At 35.0% G+C, this 21334-nt stretch carries 19 protein-coding genes; 4 read left to right on the forward strand and 15 right to left on the reverse strand.

Annotation, left to right across the window (positions count from 1 at the left end):
* Positions 1–191: 191 nt before the first annotated feature.
* Positions 192–1211, reverse strand: a complete 1020-nt coding sequence (pheS, locus tag ACGK9U_RS01050) for a phenylalanine--tRNA ligase subunit alpha (protein WP_394464500.1) — start codon at positions 1209–1211, stop codon at positions 192–194.
* A 327-nt stretch (positions 1212–1538) separates the two neighbouring features.
* Between pheS and ACGK9U_RS01055 the strand changes: the two genes are divergently transcribed.
* Positions 1539–2249, forward strand: coding sequence for a hypothetical protein (locus ACGK9U_RS01055; protein ID WP_394464501.1), 711 nt, complete (start codon positions 1539–1541; stop codon positions 2247–2249).
* Between the two features lie 153 nt (positions 2250–2402).
* Here ACGK9U_RS01055 and ACGK9U_RS01060 read toward each other — a convergent pair whose 3' ends face one another.
* Positions 2403–2759 carry a hypothetical protein gene (locus tag ACGK9U_RS01060; RefSeq protein WP_394464502.1) on the reverse strand — a complete coding sequence of 119 codons (357 nt, stop codon included), beginning with the start codon at positions 2757–2759 and terminating at the stop codon, positions 2403–2405.
* Between the two features lie 117 nt (positions 2760–2876).
* Here ACGK9U_RS01060 and ACGK9U_RS01065 point away from each other — a divergent pair, with 117 nt between their 5' ends.
* The gene (locus ACGK9U_RS01065) at positions 2877–3437 is read left to right on the forward strand and encodes a CvpA family protein (protein WP_394464503.1); all 561 of its coding nucleotides are present in this window, start codon (positions 2877–2879) and stop codon (positions 3435–3437) included.
* Positions 3438–3441: 4 nt separating this feature from the next.
* Here the strand turns inward: ACGK9U_RS01065 and ACGK9U_RS01070 are convergent, their stop codons facing one another.
* The 10 genes from ACGK9U_RS01070 to ACGK9U_RS01115 form a co-directional block, all read right to left on the reverse strand.
* Complete coding sequence (locus ACGK9U_RS01070; RefSeq protein WP_394464504.1) at positions 3442–4068, reverse strand: carbonic anhydrase; 627 nt, start codon at positions 4066–4068, stop codon at positions 3442–3444.
* Between the two features lie 34 nt (positions 4069–4102).
* Entirely contained in the window at positions 4103–4852 is a 750-nt protein-coding gene (locus ACGK9U_RS01075) for a tetratricopeptide repeat protein (RefSeq protein ID WP_394464505.1), read from the reverse strand.
* A gap of 1 nt (position 4853) precedes the next feature.
* Complete coding sequence (locus tag ACGK9U_RS01080) at positions 4854–6626, reverse strand: BatD family protein (RefSeq protein ID WP_394464506.1); 1773 nt, start codon at positions 6624–6626, stop codon at positions 4854–4856.
* Positions 6627–6709: 83 nt separating this feature from the next.
* Positions 6710–7519: a tetratricopeptide repeat protein gene (locus ACGK9U_RS01085; protein WP_394464507.1), complete on the reverse strand. Its 810-nt coding sequence runs from the start codon at positions 7517–7519 to the stop codon at positions 6710–6712.
* Between the two features lie 156 nt (positions 7520–7675).
* Positions 7676–8713 (reverse strand): VWA domain-containing protein, encoded by a 1038-nt coding sequence (locus tag ACGK9U_RS01090; RefSeq protein ID WP_394464508.1) that lies wholly within the window; start codon positions 8711–8713, stop codon positions 7676–7678.
* Between the two features lie 151 nt (positions 8714–8864).
* Positions 8865–9872, reverse strand: a complete 1008-nt coding sequence (locus tag ACGK9U_RS01095) for a vWA domain-containing protein (RefSeq protein ID WP_394464509.1) — start codon at positions 9870–9872, stop codon at positions 8865–8867.
* The gene (locus tag ACGK9U_RS01100; protein WP_394464510.1) at positions 9872–11533 is read right to left on the reverse strand and encodes a BatD family protein; all 1662 of its coding nucleotides are present in this window, start codon (positions 11531–11533) and stop codon (positions 9872–9874) included. The genes ACGK9U_RS01095 and ACGK9U_RS01100 overlap by 1 nt, the downstream gene beginning before the upstream one ends.
* Before the next feature lie 7 nt (positions 11534–11540).
* The gene (locus ACGK9U_RS01105) at positions 11541–12407 is read right to left on the reverse strand and encodes a DUF58 domain-containing protein (RefSeq protein WP_394464511.1); all 867 of its coding nucleotides are present in this window, start codon (positions 12405–12407) and stop codon (positions 11541–11543) included.
* Positions 12408–12484: 77 nt separating this feature from the next.
* Positions 12485–13486 (reverse strand): AAA family ATPase, encoded by a 1002-nt coding sequence (locus tag ACGK9U_RS01110; RefSeq protein WP_394464849.1) that lies wholly within the window; start codon positions 13484–13486, stop codon positions 12485–12487.
* A 182-nt stretch (positions 13487–13668) separates the two neighbouring features.
* Positions 13669–14772 (reverse strand): DUF4382 domain-containing protein, encoded by a 1104-nt coding sequence (locus tag ACGK9U_RS01115; protein ID WP_394464512.1) that lies wholly within the window; start codon positions 14770–14772, stop codon positions 13669–13671.
* Positions 14773–15003: 231 nt separating this feature from the next.
* Between ACGK9U_RS01115 and ACGK9U_RS01120 the strand changes: the two genes are divergently transcribed.
* Together ACGK9U_RS01120 and ACGK9U_RS01125 are read left to right on the forward strand one after the other, a co-directional pair.
* Positions 15004–15756 carry an SDR family NAD(P)-dependent oxidoreductase gene (locus tag ACGK9U_RS01120; RefSeq protein WP_394464513.1) on the forward strand — a complete coding sequence of 251 codons (753 nt, stop codon included), beginning with the start codon at positions 15004–15006 and terminating at the stop codon, positions 15754–15756.
* A 36-nt stretch (positions 15757–15792) separates the two neighbouring features.
* Positions 15793–16926, forward strand: a complete 1134-nt coding sequence (locus ACGK9U_RS01125; RefSeq protein WP_394464514.1) for an ATP-binding protein — start codon at positions 15793–15795, stop codon at positions 16924–16926.
* Positions 16927–17074: 148 nt separating this feature from the next.
* Here ACGK9U_RS01125 and ACGK9U_RS01130 read toward each other — a convergent pair whose 3' ends face one another.
* The 3 genes from ACGK9U_RS01130 to ACGK9U_RS01140 form a co-directional block, all read right to left on the reverse strand.
* Positions 17075–18265 carry a DUF1501 domain-containing protein gene (locus ACGK9U_RS01130; protein ID WP_394464515.1) on the reverse strand — a complete coding sequence of 397 codons (1191 nt, stop codon included), beginning with the start codon at positions 18263–18265 and terminating at the stop codon, positions 17075–17077.
* A gap of 2 nt (positions 18266–18267) precedes the next feature.
* Complete coding sequence (locus ACGK9U_RS01135; RefSeq protein ID WP_394464516.1) at positions 18268–19647, reverse strand: DUF1800 family protein; 1380 nt, start codon at positions 19645–19647, stop codon at positions 18268–18270.
* Positions 19648–19759: 112 nt separating this feature from the next.
* On the reverse strand, positions 19760–21313 hold the full coding sequence (locus tag ACGK9U_RS01140) for an aldehyde dehydrogenase family protein (protein ID WP_394464517.1): 1554 nt from the start codon (positions 21311–21313) through the stop codon (positions 19760–19762).
* Positions 21314–21334: the final 21 nt, after the last annotated feature.

Raw genomic sequence — 21334 nt, forward strand, 5'->3', positions numbered from 1 at the left:
CGAACTAAACGAAGTTAAATAATTGTTAAATAAAAAAGAGGCTGTCTTAAAAGTGTATTAAGTTATATTTGTCAGGTTGAGCTTGTCGAAACCGATATTGATTATCAGTATGTTGAAATATTTCGACAAGCTCAATATGACATAGAACTACACTTTTAAGACAACCTCAAAAATCGTTTAAAATGAGTGGGTTATAGGGCAGATTTAAACTGCTCTAAAAACCTAACATCATTCTCACTTAATAAGCGGATATCACTAACTTGGTGAAGCAACATGGCAATACGGTCTATACCAACACCAAAAGCAAAACCAGAATATTCTTTGGAGTCTATTTTGCAGTTTTCTAAAACATTAGGATCTACCATACCGCAGCCACCAATTTCCAACCAACCGGTTCCTTTGGTAATACGGTAATCCGATTCGGTTTCCAAGCCCCAATACACATCAATCTCTGCACTTGGTTCTGTAAATGGGAAGTATGATGGACGCAAACGTATTTTAGATTTCCCAAACATTTGGGTGGTAAAATATTGAAGCGTTTGTTTTAAATCGGCAAAACTTACATCTTTATCAATATACAAACCTTCCAATTGGTGGAAAAAACAATGCGACCGTGCCGAAATAGCTTCGTTACGATACACACGACCCGGTGAAATGGTACGGATAGGCGGTTGGTTATTTTCCATATAACGCACTTGTACCGAACTGGTATGGGTACGCAATAAAATATCAGGATTTGTTTGAATGAAAAAAGTATCCTGCATATCGCGTGCCGGATGGTATTCTGGCAAGTTTAATGCGGTAAAATTATGCCAATCGTCTTCAATTTCAGGGCCTTCACTTACATTAAAACCAATGTTTGAAAAGATATCTATAATTTGATTTTTCACGATAGAAATTGGGTGGCGCGCTCCTATTTGGATGGCATCCCCTGGGCGTGATAAATCGCCATAAACACCTTTTACCTCTTCTTTACTTTCAAGTTCTTCTTTTAAGGCGTTTACTTTATCTTCGGCAGTTTTTTTAAGGGTATTTATTACTTGCCCAAATTCCCTTTTTTGGTCGTTGGCTACGTTTTTAAACTCAGAAAAAAAATCGTTAAGCAATCCTTTTTTTCCTAAGTATTTAATTCTGAAAGCTTCTACTTCCTCTTTGGTTTGTGCTTTAAAAGCATCGGCTTCGGCAATAAGTTCTTTTATCTTGTCTATCATGATTCGTTCAAAATGATGGCAAATTTAATCAAAATATCGTCATTACGAGGCGAAAACCACCAAGTAATCTTTTAAAATATAAACAGATTACTATGGCAAATACAAACCCATGGGCGGTTTTTAGCAATTGGAATGGCTTAAAAGTTTTGGAAACGTAAATAGAGCGTAGTATTAATAATTAAAATTTTAGCGTATTTTTTTTACATAAATTAATTTTATATTTACAGGATAACTGAAGCAATAAACTTTTCATATTCTGACTTATTTGTGGGATATGAGTGATGGAGCTTATTATATAACGAGTTAGCTGTAATTTGAACCAACTTTATGGTAGATAAAAAGGATATCGAAAAATTAATTGTTCAGAACAAAAAAAGTACTCTGAAAAATCATTGGAACGATGCGTTTTTTTACAACACGACAAAATATAGTGGAGAAATTAAACCAAATGAACTTCTCATTTGGCGTTCATCACACTTTTTAAGAGGGGCTTATCCGATTTTTCGTTTGACTTTTGACCAAAATGGCAAACTGAACGGTATAAAAACAGAAAAAAATCCCTATTACAAACTTCAGAAGAAAATATCAATCGTGTTGCTTATTGTGTTTGATTTAATTTTAATATTTACCACTGAATTTAAGCCTGCCTTTTTTGGAATAATCGGAATTTCTTTATTGGGATTTTTTTTCTATTTACTATTCTTTAATGTAACAAAGTACGAGACAAAAATTTTGACTGAAGAACTTAAAGAAGCCATAGAAAAAATAGAAAAGGAAAATAAGCCTGAATTCGAAAACATTCCGAAAATGGAATTAAAAAAAGAAAATATTAAAGAATGGACTTTTACAAAAATTTTGACAAGGCTTCTACTCTATCCTTTTTGCTTCTTTATTTTATGGATTTGTATAGATGGATTTTTGGATGATGGAATGACATTGCACCGAATAATTGGAATAATTATAGCCTTAACTTATATAGTTGTTGACATACTAATGGTTATTGGAAAAAATAAAAAACTACAGCTAAGGCGTATATAACAAATAAAAAGTTAAAATGTTTCTGAAAACCAATAATATACAGCCTTCAAAATAAAAACAGAATCTCTATATCTTTTCCATTAACAAAACGGATAGAACTTGATAATGGTTAACAGATTGCCACGTCCTGCGTCCACGCCATGACGTAAAAAACTACTGGATATACTCGGTTTCTAAAAAGTAATTTACAATGGCTTCTTTCATTAAAACACTTTGCTCGCCTGCTTTTAGATGCGGCAAGGTTTCAATGGTTTTGTAATGTGGCCAACCTTCGGCATCCACAAAATCGAGCTCGTAATAGCCATAGGGCGCCAAAAGTTTGCAAATGGCAATGTGCATTAAATCGAGTTTGTGGTCTTTTTTAAACTCACGGTCAAACTGCCCAAGCTCTTGCACGCCTATTAAATAAATAATGGCATCGAGGTCCAGTTTATCGCCATCGGCAAATTGATTGGATAGTTTCCTTACTACCAATTCCCAACGTTCTTTTAATTGTTCGTCTCTAGACATTTATTGAGTTGAAAAGTTTAAAGTTTTAAAAGTTCAAAGTTAGCAAACTTCTAGGTTCTTGCGGATAGTTATGCTTAAAATTGAAAAAAATTGTAGGTTTGTTAAAACGGATTACATATGGTGGCTTTGGATGTTGTTTTATTGGCCTTTTTGGTACTTGGATTTGTAAGAGGCTTTTGGCGTGGTTTTTTTGTTGAAATTGCATCGTTATTGGCTTTGGTAGCGGGTGTTTATGGCGCATTTCATTTTAGTGCCTATGCCTCGGAATTTTTAAGGGAAAAAGTAGATTGGAATGAAAACACCATTAACATTGTAGCTTTTTTTGGTACGCTGATACTTATTGTTTTGGCCATTGCCTTGGCTGGAAAAGCACTAACAAAAATTGCCGATTTTGCCGCTTTGGGATTGTTTAACAAACTTTTGGGAGCCCTTTTTGGTGGGCTGAAAATAGCCGTTATTTTAAGCGCGGTGCTTATCGTTTTTGAAAAGATGAACCGCCCTGTTCCTTTTACAGAAGAAGCAGATAAGGAAGTTTCGGTTTTATATACGCCCGTAAAATCTATCATTCCTTTGATTTTCCCCAACATAATAGTGAATGGAAAACCTATTGGTGATGATTTGGAAGAAGAGGAAGCTGAAATAAATCTGCAAAGTGCATTGCTTTATTCGAAGGAATAAGAAATTAATCTAAATGATAAATCTCTCGGATACTTTCAAGGATATTTTCAAAATCTATTTTTAAATCTATCAATTCCCCTGTATGAACATCGAACACCCAACCGTGTACTTTTAATCCGCGTTCTCTGGCTGCTTTTTGTACCGCTGCTGTTTTAATGAGGTTTACACATTGCTCTTGAACGTTAAGTTCCACAAGACGTTCGTACTTTTTTTCTTCATCGGAAATAGCATTCAACTCGGTTTTATGGATACGGTACACATCACGTATGTTGCGCAACCATGGGTTTAGAATACCTAAATCGGCCGATTGCATTGCCGCTTTTACGCCGCCGCAAGCATAGTGCCCACAAACCACCACATGTTTTACTTTTAGGTGTACCACCGCATATTCTACAACAGACATAGCGTTTAAATCGGTTCCTGAAACCATATTGGCTATGTTACGGTGTACAAAAACGTCACCAGGGCCTAAACCCATCAATTCTTCGGCAGTGACGCGACTATCGGAACAACCAATAAATAACAATTCTGGACTTTGTCCTTCACCTAAATTTTCAAAGTATTTAGCATCAGTTGCCAATTTATCTTTAATCCATTGCTTATTGTTCGTAAAGACTCTATCTAGGTTCATATTATATGGTTATTTGTTAAAGATACATCAATAATCAAAGTGCTTTGATGTCTTCCGCAGAAATCCAACCCGTTTTACCATCTTGAAGCTTTATTTTTTTCCAATTATTTACCGTATCCAAAACCTGTACTTTGGTACCTTCGTGCAGTCTGAATGATTCTTCGCTTCTATTGTTTGGGGCATTTTTCACCAAACTTTCTTTTGCAAATACAATGGCTGGCTTGTCCTTTTTATCTAAGTTGTATTTATGGAAAGCAAACAACAAAGCAACACACATGATGGCCAAAGCCGTTAAACTGCCTAAAAAAGCAAGCCGTTTTCTTAATGAAGAATAGGCAAAATAGTAGACCAAAAACAAAATAACGAAACAAAACACAAAAGCTATGGCGGTTTTAGCCCACCCATCAAAAGTCATGCTATTGGTAACATTGTTCAAAATTTTTGATAAGCCTGCTTCTGGAACCACATCTATAGCATCAATGGTCATGTTTTGTGCAAAAGCTAGGTTGTTTTTTATATCCTCGTCGTTAGGCGACAACTGCAAAGCCTTTTCGTAATAATAAATACTTGGTGCTATATTGTTTAACTTGTAATGTGCATTTGCTAAATTGAAATACAGTTCTGCCGAATGGTTTTTAGCATCTAGAATGCTTTTGTACTTATCTATAGCTTCGCCATATTTCCCTTCGTTATACAAGGCGTTTGCCTGTTCAAAAACAGCTTGGTTTTGGGCAAATACTACAAAACTGAACAAAAACGATAGTATGTAGAGTAACTTTTTCATCTTAACGTGCTTGTTTATCTATTAATGAAATAGTTTTAGCTGCTTTTTCATAATCTTCTTGCATGGTTACAATATCTATGGGGGTGTAACGTGCTAACTCGCAGCTTTCCAAAATACTAAAGAAATCTTTAACCACACCTGCGTCTACTTGCTTTTCAATAAGTAAGGTATCTATACGCTCTTTACTTAATTCGTAGGTTTCAATATGTAATTTCGCCTTTAAATAATTATGCAGTGCTTTTTCCAAAGCAATGTAAAAGGCTTCTTTTTTACCAAGTGATTTTTTGGCACTGCTCAAGTATTTTCTAGCTAGTTTATCGGCTTTTCTTATTTTATTTCCATACACATCGGCATCTCTTGTTGCCTTTTTGTTTCTTATAACAATCGCTAACGGAATGGCTAAAAAAGGCAATAGCAACAAACTCCAAAAGGTGGTTGTTTTAAAAAAAGTGGTACTGTGTACACTTTCAAAATTGGTGCTTGTTTTAATATATGCAAACTGGTCTTTGTTTAAAACCACAGGTTGTTTTCCATTATTAGCTACCGCTCCATTATTAGCGTTCGCATTGTTAATAGGACCGTCCAACACATCTAAAACAATTTCCTCAGAAGATAATCGTTTATAGGTTTCGGTTTTTAAATCGAAATACGAAAAGGAAATACTTGGTATGGGATACTTGCCTTTAAATTGGGGTACAATGGTATAACTATCGGAAATACCGCCTTGCATGCCCGCTAAGGTTGTATTAACTTCTTCTTTATGTTCGGGTTCATAAACTTCCAATGAACTTGGTAGCGTTACTTTAGGGAGTTTAAAAAGTTTTAAGTTCCCGCTTCCTTTAACAGCTACTTTTAATTGCAACGATTCGGATGCGCTTAATTCCTTTTTTGAAGGTATTACATCAAAAGTAAAATTACCTACGGCTCCAGAAAAATCTAAAGGTTTCCCTTGTTCTGGCAATGGTTTTACGGTAATGGTATTATTGCCCGCCGAAACCACTTTGTTGGTACGCGTCATTAAAACGCTTCCAAAAATATCGCGTCTATTGGTTGGCACGCGTAAAGCAATGTCTAAACTCAAAGGCTCTATTTCAAGCTTTCCGGTTTTTTGAGGATACAAAACCACTTTCTTTAAAACCAAAAAGCGGTAATCTTCCCCTTTAAAAGTTCCGTTTTGTACTTTTTGACCTTGCGTATCTATATTTTGGCTCCAAAAATCGTTATAGCGTGGGCTATCCATTTCATTCCAGTTATCTACCGCTATGTTTGGAGATACGTACAATTTGTAAACTACCGTAATGGCTTCATTTAAGTAGGGATTGGTTTTTGAAATTTCAGCAATTAAATGAATACCTTCTGAAGCTATATAATCTGGATTATTGGGGTCTTTAGGCACTTCTACAGCTGCCGTAACTTCAATGTTAATAGGCACTGTTTTATACGTTTCGCCCCCAATATTAATAGTTGCTTGTGCAATGGTGAAATTTCCGCGGCTTTTAGGAGCTAAAAAATAGCTATAGGTTTTTTTGAAACTTCTAACCCCATTGATCCATGAATTGCTAACCGATTGATTGGGGCCACCAACGACGTTGAAATTGGAAAAATCGGGCGGATTGAAATTATCGCCATCTTGATTCATTTCAAAATCGATACGTAAACGCTCATTTACCCCAAGTTTTTGTTTGCTTACTTTGGCATCAAACTTAACTTGCGCTGAAGCTATACTTGTAACAAGTAAAATTAGTAGTAGGTATGTGTGTTTTATAAGTTTCATAATGATTTACGATTTTGGAAGTACGATTTACGATTTTGAAGATGTATAAATCAAAATTCGTAATTCATAATTCGTAATTCGTTTTACCAATCTTTTTCTGTTTTTACTTTTATTCCTTTTTGCTTTTCGGCATTTACTTTTTCTTGAACTTTTTGTTCTTGATTGTTCATGGCTTCTAGCAGACTTTTAACCTGTTGAGGCGACATTTGCCCTGGACGTGGTTGCTGGGGCTGTTGTTTCTCATCTCCTTTTCCTTTATCATCCTTTTCATCTTTAGGCTTTCCTTTATCATCTTTTTTATCATCACCCTCTTTTTGGTCTTGATCGCCTTGATCTTTTTGGTCTTGCTCTTTTTTATCGTCGCCTTCCTTCTTGTCCTGATCCTTTTTATCTTTATTGTCCTTGTCGTCTTTCTTATCGTCTTGATTGTCTTTTTGTTGTTCAGCACATATTTTAGCTAAACCCAAATTGTAACGCGTTTCTTCATCGGTTGGATCGTTTCTCAAAGCATTTTTGTAAGCTTCAACCGCTTCTTGGCATTTTTTGTTTTCCATAAGCACATTGCCTATGTTGTGGTAAGCTTTATGTTTTTCTTCTTTTGAAGTTGCTATTTTAGCCGCTTGATCCAATCGGTACAATGCTTCTTCTAAATTTCCTTTTTTTATGTAAGAACTCCCCAAATTATAAATACCCGCAACGCTTGTAGCTTGCTCTGAAATGGCCTTTCTATATTCCTTTTCAGCTGAAACAAAATCCTTTTCATTAATTAAATTATTGGCCTCATACACATAATTATTTGCTTTTTTAGCCGCCAATAAAGCTTCCTTGTCTTTCTCTTGCGAAAAGGAAAAGGTTGCGGTTAATGTTATTAAAATTAAAATTATATGCTTCATTTTATCATTCTTTAATCAACTTATAAATATATAAAACCTAACAACTGCTTCTAGTTAAAGGTTTTATAAAATACGTTTGAATTATTTACGCTTTTTGATTTACGAAACACTCCTATGTAAAAATCGTAATTCATAATTCGTAATTCTTCATTATGTTTACAGGTTTTCGTTAAATAAATTCAATTTTTTCAACCAAGCAGTTTTACGGTCCAATAAGAAAATATCGAGCAACAAAAAGAGAACAGCAAAAGCTAAAAACCACTGAAATTGGTCTTTAAAATCGGCATATTCCTTCGTTTCAAATTCTTTCTTATCCATTCCGTTTAAAATATCACCTATTTTTTTAACTACATCGTTTGTATTTCTTCCATTCAAATATACGCCATTGGCTTCGGCTGCAATAGTTTTAAGGGTTTCTTCATCCAAACGGGTAATAACCGTTTCGCCTTGGCTATCTTTTTTGTAATTCAATACGATCCCATTTTGTTTTTCTGGGATGGGACCTCCCTTTACATCGCCAACACCAATTGTAAAAATTCTAATACCTGCTTCCTTGGCTTCTTCGGCTACTGCCGCCGCTTCCTCGCTATGATCTTCACCATCTGAAATGATTATGAGAATACGATTGGTTTGCTCTTCATCATCAAAATAAGTGGTGGCTAATTTAATAGCTTCGTTTATGGCGGTTCCTTGTGATGATAACATATCGGTATTCATGCTTTGAAGGAACATTTTTGCCGAACCATAATCGGTTGTAATGGGCAACTGCGGAAATGCTTTAGCAGCATAAGCGATGATCCCTACACGGTCGCTAGCCAAATTGTTGAGAATTTGAGTTACCAATTGTTTTGCTTTGTCTAACCTGTTTGGGGCAATATCTTCGGCCAACATACTTTTTGATACATCGACAGCAAACACAATATCAACACCTTCACGCTTTATGGTTTCCAATTTCGTGCCAATTTTTGGGTTTACCAAGGCTATTGCTAAACAGGCAAATGCCAAACTAAGCACCACTAACTTTAAAACCGATTTGAACAACGACGTATTGGGGCTTAATTTTTTAAGCAATGTTTTGTCGGCAAATTTGCGTTGGGCACGGTGTTTCCAAAATTGAAGCACCAAAAAGAATAGGATGATTACTGGAATAACTCCTAATGCCCAAAACCATATTTTTTCGTCTAATTGATACATAAATTTCTAAATTCCAATATTTTAAACTCCAAATTCCAAGAGTTCAAATTGTTTATTTGTTTTTTGTGGATTTGTTTATTTTATAAATACAAATTCACAAAATTTTTAATAAAAGTAGGTCTCGACTGCGCTCGACCTGACATTTCAGTTTCTATACAAAACTTCTAAAAAGCGTGTTTCTAAGTAAAAACTCAATTAATAAAAATAAGCCCGCTAACAATACCAAAGGACGGTATTTTTCTTCGTAATTGTAATATTTAAACTCTTCAACATCTGTTTTTTCAAGTTTATTTATTTCGTTATATATTTCCTCAAGCTTTTTGTTGTTGGTGGCTCTAAAATATAAACCACCTGTAACTTTTGCTATATCTTTAAGTAAGGCTTCATCAATTTCAACGGGGACGCGTGCGTATTGAAATTGCCCATTTCTTGGATCTAAAGCTACGGGCGATAAGGCCATTCCGTTTGTTCCTAAACCAATGGTGTAGGTTTTAATGCCATATTCAACAGCCAATTCACTAGCAATTTTTGGGTCTATAAAACCTGTGTTGTTTACCCCATCAGTCAATAAAATTATAACTTTACTTTTCGCTTTACTGTCTTTTAAACGGTTTACTGCTGTTGCCAACCCCATACCAATAGCCGTTCCGCCTTCTATAATAGTGTTGTATTTGATGTCTTTTAAGGAACGCAATACAATCGATTTATCGCTGGTAACAGGTGTTCTTGTATAGCTTTCACCTGCGTATTCCACCAAACCTATTCTGTCGTTTGGTCTGCCTTTAATAAATTCTGCCGCAACGTTTTTTAAGGCTTCCAATCGGTTTGGAGATAAATCTTTAGCCAACATACTCGCCGAAACATCAATAGCCATTACGATATCAATACCTCTTGTTGTTTTGGTTCTTGAAGACACATCTACCGTTTGTGGTCGTGCCAATGCTGTAATTAGTAATGCCAAAGCCAATAAACGCAGTATAAACAAACCGTGTTTTAATTTTGGCAATACCGAATTGGTAAGTTTAAACCCTTTTATGCTAGATATTCTAAGTTCGGCCGTTTGTTTTTTGTGCTTAAAAATATACCACACAATAGCCAAAGGCAAAATTAGAAGTGCCCAAAACCATTGTTTATTTAAAAAATCGATGCCTTCAAACATTATTCTTCTGCTTTTTTAAGTTCAACTGAATTTAAAATACGCGCTATCATTTGGTCTGCATACTCATCATCCAAAGGATAGGATAAAATAATTTGCTGCAACACATTTTCTGATGTAAACTGCAACAACACATAATTTCCTTCTTGAACTTTCTGGGTTATTGGGTTTTTAACTTTTAATGTACCATAGGTTTTCAACCCTTCTGCGCCATTTGGTGTTATAAACTTATCTCTTAAAACCACAATATCTTGCGCACCTTGAGCTTCAATGCCTTTCAGACTTTGCTCTGATACTTTTTCTAAATCAATTTTATTTTCACCTAAATTTTTATAGGAGGTTGTAGTAACCATAACACTGAACATATCTAACAAGGTTCCGTACATAAAGGCCGTTTGTGTTACTTGGGCTTTCATTTCATCGGGCAACGGAAGCTCTACACGTGTTAGCACTTTAGGTGTTGAAATGGTAACTGGTGGAAAACCGTATTCGCTGGTTACCCATTCGCCTTCTAAAAGTTCTACGCTATCGTGCCCAATAATGGTATCTTTTACATAGTTGAAACCATATTTTAAACCAAAACCAACAAATGTTGCCATTAATAGAAACACACCAATTACAACGGTAACAATAACTTTTTTACGTTTCTTTTTGCGCTCTAACTCCTCGCGATATTTTTCATCCAAAAGTTTTTCTTCCTCGGTGGGTTCTGGAAGTGCTTCTTTTACATGGTCTATTTCAATATCAATGGTTTTTCTATCTATTTTGGCAAGTTCTACATCAACCGCAGATTTTGCGAATTTTACCAAATCGGCACGTTTTAAGATGCTTTCTAAGTTTCTAATATCTTCTTTACTTAGCTCTATTTGGTTGCTTTCTTTAAGGATGTTAAGTCGGGTAATCAACTCATCCGTGGTACTTTCCAAAGCCTTATCATAGACTTTTTCATCTAGATATTTTCTAATAATGAAGGTAAGCTCCGAATAATATTCTTTTATAGATTCGGTTTCCAAATAATGACTTTCATCAAGCTTTCTTAAGGCTAATTTTGCTCTGTCGTAAGGAGGTAATAAGGCTATTTGTTCTGCTTCGGTTAATGGTTTTTTTCGCCAAATTAACCAATACATTAAAAACCCGATAACGCCAACTATTAAAAGCGTCAACAATAAATATTTCCACCAATCGCTGCCCTTTTTATCAACCTCAATGATGGGTTTTATATCGTAAAGTCCTTGTTTTGTAGTATCAACAACCACATTATTAACCTCAACTTTTAAAGAATCGGTAAAAAATGTTTTATCGCCAACAATTATTTTTTGCCTTGGAATGGTGTATTTACCTGAATCGAATTGGGTTAATCCATACTTTTTTATCAGGTTGTAAGTATCGTTCTTTTTGATGGTATCAATGGCGTACGATTCAAGCATTTCTAAAGGCGAAAATGTTTGCCCTTCGGGGAAAACTACCAAGCTATTTGGTTTGCTTTCCACTTCAATTTTATAGGTAATTTGTTGTCCTATTTTGATTTTTGTGGAATCGATTGACGATTTTACCTGTGCGTTTAAGACACCAGACGATAGAATCAAGAAGAAAGAAAAAAAGACCAATGAGAGATGCCTGTTGACCATGGCTTTCATATTCGTAATTCGTAATTCGTAATTCATAATTTGTTTATCCTCTTCTTTTAAAATACCCCAACATTTTTTTTACATAACTCTCGTCCACACGGCAATCGATGGTCCCTGCTCCCGATTTTGTAAAACTCTCTCTGTAATAATCTACTTTTTCTTGGTAGAATTTAGCGTAATTTAAACGCACTTTTTTTGATGATGTGTTAACCAACATATACTCCCCCGATTCTTCATCTTGCATTTGAACCACACCCAAATTTGGTATGTCTTCTTCACGTTTATCGTATACTCGAATACCTGTTACATCGTGTTTTCCAGAAACAATTTTCATGGTTTGTTTGTAATCATCCGCAATAAAATCAGATAGTACAAACACGATGGCTTTCTTTTTCATAACGTTTTGCATGAATTTTAAAGCTTCGGCTAAATTGGTTTGTTTGCTTTCTGGTTCAAACTCAATCAATTCTCTAATGATGCGCAATACGTGGGAGCGTCCTTTTTTTGGCGGGATGTAAAGCTCCACTTTATCTGAAAATAATATCAACCCTATTTTATCATTATTCTGGGTTGCCGAAAACGCCAAAGTAGCGGCAATTTCAGTAACCACTTCATTTTTAAATTGGGTATCGGTACCAAACATTTCAGAGCCCGAAACATCTACCATAAGCATCATGGTAAGTTCGCGTTCCTCTTCAAAAACTTTTACAAAAGGTTCATTGTAACGTGCTGTAACGTTCCAATCGATATTTCTAACATCATCACCAAATTGGTACTGGCGAACTTCGCTAAAAGTCATACCACGTCCTTTAAAGGTGGAATGGTATTCCCCTCCAAAAATATGATCGGACAAACGGCGTGTCTTAATCTCTATTTTCCGTACTTTTTTTAGTAATTCTTTAGTATCCATTTTTCAATTGTCTATTGAATATTTTTTATTGATTAATTTTCACTTAATAATCAATTGTCAATTATCAATTGTCAATTTTAAGGTACTTCTATTTCGTTTACTATTTTGTTGATGATGTCTACCGACGTTACATTCTCAGCTTCAGCTTCGTATGTAATGCCAATTCTGTGTCTTAACACATCATAAACTACGGCACGTACATCTTCAGGAATTACATAACCACGACGTTTAATAAAAGCATAACATTTTGCTGCAGTAGCTAAATTGATACTTCCACGAGGTGATGCTCCAAACGAAATAAGTGGTTTTAAATCGGCAAGTTTATATTTTTCTGGGTAACGCGTAGCGAAAATAATATCAAGAATGTATTTTTCAATTTTCTCGTCCATGTACACATCACGAACTGCTACCTGCGCTTTTAAAATTTGTTCTACGGAAACTACGGGGTTTACTTTATCCCAAGTACCTTTCATGTTAGCGCGCATAATCAGTTGCTCTTCAGCAATTTTTGGGTAGTCTATCACTGTTTTAAGCATGAAACGGTCTACTTGCGCTTCTGGTAATGGATAAGTTCCTTCTTGCTCCACAGGATTTTGGGTTGCCATTACTAGAAATGGTTTATCTAACTTAAAGGTTTCATCTCCAATGGTTACTTGTTTTTCCTGCATCGCCTCAAGTAATGCCGATTGCACTTTTGCAGGTGCACGGTTAATCTCATCTGCCAATACGAAGTTAGCAAAAATAGGTCCCTTCTTGATGGAGAAGTCGTTAACCTTCATGTTATAAATTAAAGTACCTGTTACATCGGCAGGTAATAAATCGGGGGTAAACTGTATTCTGCTAAAACTACCATGAACCGCCTGTGCCAAGGTATTAATGGCCAAGGTTTTTGCCAATCCGGGAACACCTTCAAGCAAAATATGTCCTTGCCCTAGCAAACCAATAAGCAAACGTTCAACCATATGCTTTTGCCCTACTATGACTTTGTTCATCTCTAGCATCAGTAAATCAACAAAAGCACTTTCCTTTTCAATTTTTTCGTTAATTGTCTTAATATCAATAGTACCTGTTTCTTCCATCATTTATATTTTTTTTAACGCCCGAATATACTAAGCTTATTTGAGCAGTGCAAATTGTTAAAATTTTTCTTTGAACGCTGTTAAATATTGGTTAAAATAATTGGGACACAGCGTTAATACTAGGTTAAAATAAAAAGAGCATCACTTTTGGTGATGCTCTTTTACAAAAAAAAATTAAAATTTTATTCTGCTACCAGCGTAACTGCGGTTAATGCTGTTTCTGAATCTGCCACTACAACCGCCTCAATATTTTGTGAAACAAATCCAGCAGCAGCAATAGTTACCGTATAGGTTCCTACTGGTACGTTCTCAAATAGGAATTCCCCACTTGCATTAGAATCCATTGTTGCTACAACATCTTCGGTGCCACTTACTTTAATGGTTACGGTTACTACAATATCATTTGTTACATCACCACTAATAGAACCTGGCTTTAATTGTAATTCTATAGGATTTGCAATAGTTGTTATCTCACCATTTGTAACCACTACACCTGTAGCACTTCCTCCTGCATAATCAGAAGCCTCATCTAAAGGCGTAACCATAACTTCATAAGTTCCTGCAGGAACTCCCCATAATGCAAAAGCACCATTCTCATCTGTATTTGCTGAAATAATAAAATCATCATCAGTTTCAGGCGTCCCTTTATCATCTACTAAAACAGAGGCCATAGATGGCACATCTGTTGGGCTTACCGTGCCTTGAATAATACCCGAACTAACTTCTGCACTGGCGTAAAGTACTGGTTTTAATATAATATTACTAGAATTTCCAGCCATAACGATCGATTTTTGCACATCAAAATCTAAAACAAAATCATAAGTAAATCCTTCTTCTAAAACCGTGTTTATTTTCACCTTCAAACCAGATTGTTGCGCACTTGGTGTTTTAAGCTCGTATTCAGCATCACCTGTTTCACCTTCTATAACAATGGTATTTCCATCGCCCAATACCAAACGCATTTGGCTTAATGTACCAGCAGGTATTGGAAAACGATCTACCAAAACTTTACTAAATCCTCCTGTAAAATCTAATAAATTAACCGTTCCACCTTCTGCATTTAGAGATATCCATCCACTATCAGAGTCTGAATCGTCATCCATTTTTACCATTACATCAACAATCTCAACATTAACGGCTTTATAATCGCCAGGTGCATCCACAAGTCTTACTGATATGGTTGGATTCGATTTGTCAATACTATTAGAATCTGAATCTGTACAAGAGAACACTAACGCTAATACTAATAAAGAAAATAAGAGTTTTAATTTTTTTAAAGTTTTCATAATTATGATGTTTTTTTGAATTTATATTACAAGTTATATACGTCCGTTTATACAGTTTTGGTTTAAATTTTCTAAAATTTTAATTTAAAAACCCATAAAGCATTGATAATCAATTATAAAATACAATTAAAATGTAAAAATAAAATATTAAGTATGTTTTAAGTATTTTTATATACGAATTACAAAAAAACATATACAACCTGTAATGGCTAGTAATAAATAAAATAACGTATGGCAAAAACAGCCTTAATAACGGGTGCTACAAGTGGCATAGGACATGCCACAGCTTACGAATTTGCAAAACAAGGCATAAATTTAGTTTTATGTGGAAGACGGTTAGAGCGACTACACACGATACAAGAAGCACTCAGTAAGCTCACTAATGTTCACATCTTAAATTTTGATGTTAGAGATAAAACCGAAACTTTTAAAGCCATTGAATCGTTACCCGAAAACTTTAAACAGATAGATATTTTAATAAACAATGCTGGAAACGCCCATGGTTTAGACCCGATAAACGAGGGTAGTATTGATGATTGGGATGCCATGATGGATATAAACGTAAAAGGTTTGCTATATGTAAGCAAAGCCATTATACCGCAAATGACCAAACGTAAATCGGGACATATTATTAATATTGGTTCATCGGCAGGAAAAGAAGTGTATCCAAAAGGCAATGTATATTGTGGAAGCAAACATGCAGTGTTAGCTATTACAGAAGGAATGCGTATGGATTTGAATCCTTATGGTATAAAAGTAGGTGCTATAAGTCCAGGATTGGTTGAAACCGAATTTTCGCAAGTGCGTTTTAAGGGTGATAAAATTGCCGATACCGTTTACAAAGGTTTTAAAGCACTGCAAGCTGAAGATGTTGCTGAAGTTATCTATTTCGTTGTATCACGTCCTGCCCATGTAAACATTGCCGATACACTAATTTTTCCAACGGCTCAGGCAAATAGTGTTACAATAAATAAAGAATTTTAAACTAAAAAATTCCCGCCTATGCGGGAATGACAAGAGATGATCAACAAACGCCTACTTATAAAAAACCTATTATCGCATAACGATGAAAATAGCTTTTACGACAAAAAGCGTAAAATTGATATTAGTTTTAAAGAAGGAAAAGGAAAGTTTTTAAAACATATTTGTGCACTTTCAAACAGTAATCCTAAAAACAACTCGTACATAGTTATTGGTGTTGAAGATAGTGACAATGATATTGTTGGCGTCGATTTTTTTGATGATAGCAAAATACAAAACCTCATCAATGCTTATTTAACAAATCCTCCTATTGTTCAATACGAAAACATTCCGTTCCCGCACTTACCAGACCATAAAGTAGTGGGTTTAGTAACCATTCGACCTACTGGAAAACTAACTTCTTTAAGAAAGAACATTTGGAAATATTACGGTGGCTCGGTGTTTTTTAGAGATGGCAGCATGAGCATGCCTAAAGTATTTGATATTGAAATTAAAGATGTTAATTCCAAAATTGTAGAGTCTATTGAAAACAACTCACAAAATAACATAGAACACACCTTAAATGGGGTTTTCGATTTTTTAAAAAAAAGGAAAGACTACAACCCGCAATACAAAGTTTTTAAAGAATATTTTGTGGTTTGTTGGGCTGGACAAAAAAAAACAATTAAAAATGAAACTTTCTTTTCAAGAGTTGATATTGAATTGATAAACGAACAAGTACGCTTATTTTTTTCGGCTTTAGATGAAGTCGCCATTTTTATTGATGAAGATTCGTTTAAAATTATTGAATATGTGAATTTGGGTTTTCAAAATTCTAACAAATATTATCAGTTAGAAGAAACGGTTATCAGTTTTGAAAACAATGCGAATTATAATATTGAAACCAAGCTTTTGTTTGAACCACCACAATACGATAAAAAAGTATTGCATCACATTTATAATACCACAAATGCCCTATTAGAAAAGCTAAAAAAAGGACTTCCTTTTACGAAAAATGAAGAAACAGATTTAAAAAACTTACCTGTTACCTACTTAATTTGTTACTTAAATTTATTTCATGAAGCTATTGATAAACTTAATGAAGCAAAACCCTATTTAAGAGCTTATAGTGATGAGTTATACCACCTTTACAAGGAGTCTATGCGTGTTTTAAGAAAGGTAAAATACAGTTAATCGGATTTTACAATAACTTAACCGTAAATTAACTTTGGTGCTTTTTTTCTCACGAAATAAAACTTATATTTGTTATGCTATTAATCTTTTCAAAGATATAAACCTTGTTTCTCCCGATATAGTTTCGGCATTGAGGCAAGGTTTTTTATTAGATAAAATTCATCTGGTTAAACGACCTTTTTAGAATTTTGTTATCATCTACTTCCAACCATTTGTTTAATACCGTAGCATAAATAGTTCTAAAATCTATTTCAAATTTTAAATCGCCGTTATCGTCTAAATCACTTAAACTCGCCATGTTGTTATAAACGCCTTGCTTTTTCAAATCATCGCCAATTACAAACACATTGTTTGCTGTTCCATGGTCGGTTCCAACACTCGCATTTTGATTTACACGACGTCCAAATTCCGAAAACGTTAGCAACAAGGTATCTTTAAACGTGTTGTTTGCTTTTAAATCTTCAACAAAAGCCTCAACAGATTTGGCATAAATGTTTAAAAGTCTTTTTTGGGTATTTAACTGATTTACATGCGTATCAAATCCGCTTAACGATGTGTAAAACACTTTGGTTTCCAGACCAGAGTTGATAAACTGCGCCGTTGTTTTAAGTTGGTTTCCAAATTTGTTATTTGGATACTCTTTTTTTGAAGTAACCGTTTTACTGGTTTCGTAAATATATTTTGCAGATGACTGTGCTTCAATCATGGTTTTATACAAGTATCCCAAATTATGTTCGCTTAAATGGGCATCGTTTTGGTGTTTCCCTAGGTTTTTAAAATAAGGATCTCGCGAAAGATTAAACAAACTTTCAGCATCTTGTGTGGCAATGCCATTTATGTTTTCGCCTTTTAAAGCTAATGATAATGTGTCGTCTACCTCAACAACATTATATGGCTGTTTGCCATAATTATCTAAATAACGTCCTAACCAACCTGTTTGCGAAAATTTGTTGGAATCGGTTGCTGTTTGCCAAATATCCATCGACCTGAAATGTGAACGCACCGGATTTGGATATCCTACGTTGTTGATGATGGATAAATAGCCATTATCGTATAATCTTTTTAAAGGCGTTAAACTACTATGCAACCCCAATTCATCATTTAGATTTATAACCTCGTTTTTTGGAATCCCTAAAGTGGGGCGTTCTTTATAATACAAATCGTTTCTAAAAGGAATGACCGTATTTAACCCATCGTTTCCGCCAGATAATTGAATAATGACCAAACGTTTATACCCCAAACTGCTGCTTGCAACTTGCTCAAAAGCTTTTACAAAACTAGGCACGAAAAATAAGCTACTAGCTAAAGACGACTGTTTTAAAAATTTTCTTCTGTCCATAATTAACACATTTGGTATTCTGGCAACGACATAAGTTGTATACCATACTCTTTTTTAGACACCTTCTTTAATGAGTTTAAATAACTACTTGCTTCAGGGTTTAATTCGCTTAACAAAATATAATCTTGCAAGTCTTTTACATCTACCGCTTTGAAATTTTTATTGAAGGTTTCCCAATCATGCTGTATTTTGAATTTTCTTCCGTAGGTATTCTTGAATGCTGATTTTTTTATCGACATCATATCGTCAGATTCGCCCAATTCAGTTTTAGAAATATAGGCATCGTTTAAAAGAATGGATGGTAATTTTAAACGCAGCACAATGGTGTTGCTATCTATCCAGCTTTTTCCGCCTTTCCAACCTGCTACATTAGGCGGGTCCAATAAGGTTTGACCTAATTGCTTTTGAATGTATAAAAGTTGTCTTGGATTGTTGAATTGCACAGGAACCAATACATTCAACCCCACTAAAAACTCTATGGGCGATTTTATTTTTGTTCCAATATTTTCAGGGTTGTAAAACCAATTGGAACTAAACACAAAACGCATCAACGTTTCAATATTATAATCTTTATAAAATACATCAGCCATTTGTTTTATATATGCTTCGTTTAAAACATCATTTACAAAATAGCGGTATATTTTTTCGCAAATAAATTTAGCACATTGCTTTTGTTCTAAAATAATGTTGATGATATCCTCTCCATTAAAATTGCCTGTTCTTCCAAAAAATATTTTGTTGGAAGCATCATGGGTATAGCGCCTAAAAACAAAATCTCCATTAAAGTTATGGCTATAACCCGTAAAAGCTTTAGCGCTTTCTTTAATATCATTTTCGGTATAATGGCCTTCACCTAAAGTGAACAATTCCATAAGTTCGCGCGCAAAATTTTCGTTGGGTTTTTGCTTTTTGTTTTGCTTCGTATTTAAATACTTTGTCATGGCAGCTTCTTTTGAAACGGCGTTTACAAAATCTTTAAAATTGCCCAAAGCATGTTGGCGTAACATATTGTTAAACTGCTGAATGTACACCACGTTATTATCTTCGCAAACAAAAACATTTGCCCAAAACAATGTCATTTTTTCTCGTAAAAGTTCTGAGGGATTGATGAGTCGGTTTACCCAAGCTACATTTAGATCTATCGTTTTTTCGCGACTTAATTGTTGAAGCGTTTTTTGATTTTCTGAAGATATTTTGGTTTCTCCACTTAAGATACTATCTATTTCAGCAGTATCTATTTTTAAAGGTGTTACTTTTTTCGAGTTTTCGAAAAGATTATCAAGAACTTCTTCCTTTTTCTTTTTAGCTAAAGCTTGCAATTGATTTGGTAAAATACCAAAACCCGCGCGCCAATATAGATGTTGTATATGATTGACTTTCATAAGAAAACAAATAAATTTATATAACCCTTTAGACTTGAATAGTTTATAAAGGTTTAATTACTAAGAATATTATATAAAATCGGATTTATTCTCCTCTGTATTGCTGTTTCAACTACAAATCAAACTTAATACCTTGTGCCAAAGGTAATTCTGTTGTGTAGTTAATAGTATTTGTTTGACGACGCATATATACTTTCCAAGCATCACTACCAGATTCACGACCGCCACCTGTTTCCTTTTCACCTCCAAAAGCACCACCAATTTCAGCCCCTGAAGTTCCTATATTCACGTTGGCAATACCACAATCGGAGCCAGAAACCGATAGAAAACGCTCTGCTTCACGTAAATTGTTGGTCATAATAGCCGAAGACAATCCTTGAGCAACATTGTTCTGAATTTCAATGGCATTTTCAACGTCACCCGTATATTTTAACAAATATAGAACTGGCGCAAAGGTTTCTTGCTGCACAATTTTAAATTCGGGTTTCGCTTCGGCAATGGCTGGTTTTACGTAACAGCCACTTTCGTAACCTGTTCCACTCAATACGCCCCCTTCAACAATAACAGTTCCGCCTTCTTCAACCACTTTTGTTAAGGCATTTTGATACATATTTACAGCATCTGTATCAATCAATGGTCCCACATGGTTTTTTTCATCCAGAGGATTACCTATTCGAAGTTGTTTGTACGCATCGGTAACTGCCGTTTTCACCTTATCATAAATAGACTCATGAATAATTAACCTGCGAGTTGAAGTACAACGTTGTCCGCACGTACCAACAGCACCAAAAACAGCACCTATAACCGTCATTTTTATATCGGCATCGGGCGTTACAATTATGGCATTGTTTCCGCCTAATTCTAATAGACTTTTACCTAAACGACCTGCAACAGCTTGCGCCACCATTTTACCCATTCTGGTAGAACCTGTTGCTGAAATTAATGGAATTCGGGTGTCTTTCGTCATAAATTCACCTACTTGATAATCGCCATTTATTAAGCACGAAATACCTTCGGGCAAGTTATTTGCTTTAAAAACCTCGGCAGCTATGTTTTGGCAAGCGATCCCACAAAGTGGTGTTTTTTCGCTGGGTTTCCAAACGGTAACATCGCCACAAACCCAAGCCAATGCGGTATTCCACGCCCAAACAGCTACTGGAAAATTAAATGCTGAAATAATACCAACAACACCCAATGGATGGTATTGCTCGTACATGCGGTGTCCTGGACGCTCTGAATGCATAGTCAACCCATGAAGCTGGCGCGATAAACCAACGGAAAAATCGCAAATATCTATCATTTCTTGAACCTCTCCCAATCCTTCTTGGTACGATTTCCCCATTTCATAAGAAACCAGTTTTCCTAAAGCTTCCTTTTTTTCTCGGAGTTTATCACCAAACTGACGCACAATTTCTCCACGTTGAGGAGCAGGCATCAACCTCCAAGCTTTAAAAGCCTTGGTAGCTGCATCCATTACTTTTTCATAATCTTCTTTTGTAGTGGTGGCTACTTTTCCAATTAATTGACCATCAACCGGTGAATAGGATTCTAAAAAATCGCCTGATGAAAAATTATTGGAACCCGTTGAAGTTCCTTCATTTATATCTTTAACACCTAATAGGTTTAATGCTTTTTCAATTCCGAAATTTGCAGAAATTGCACTCATATATATTGAATATTTACGAAT

The sequence above is a fragment of the Mariniflexile sp. HNIBRBA6329 genome, from assembly GCF_043558645.1.
Lineage (GTDB): Bacteria > Bacteroidota > Bacteroidia > Flavobacteriales > Flavobacteriaceae > Mariniflexile.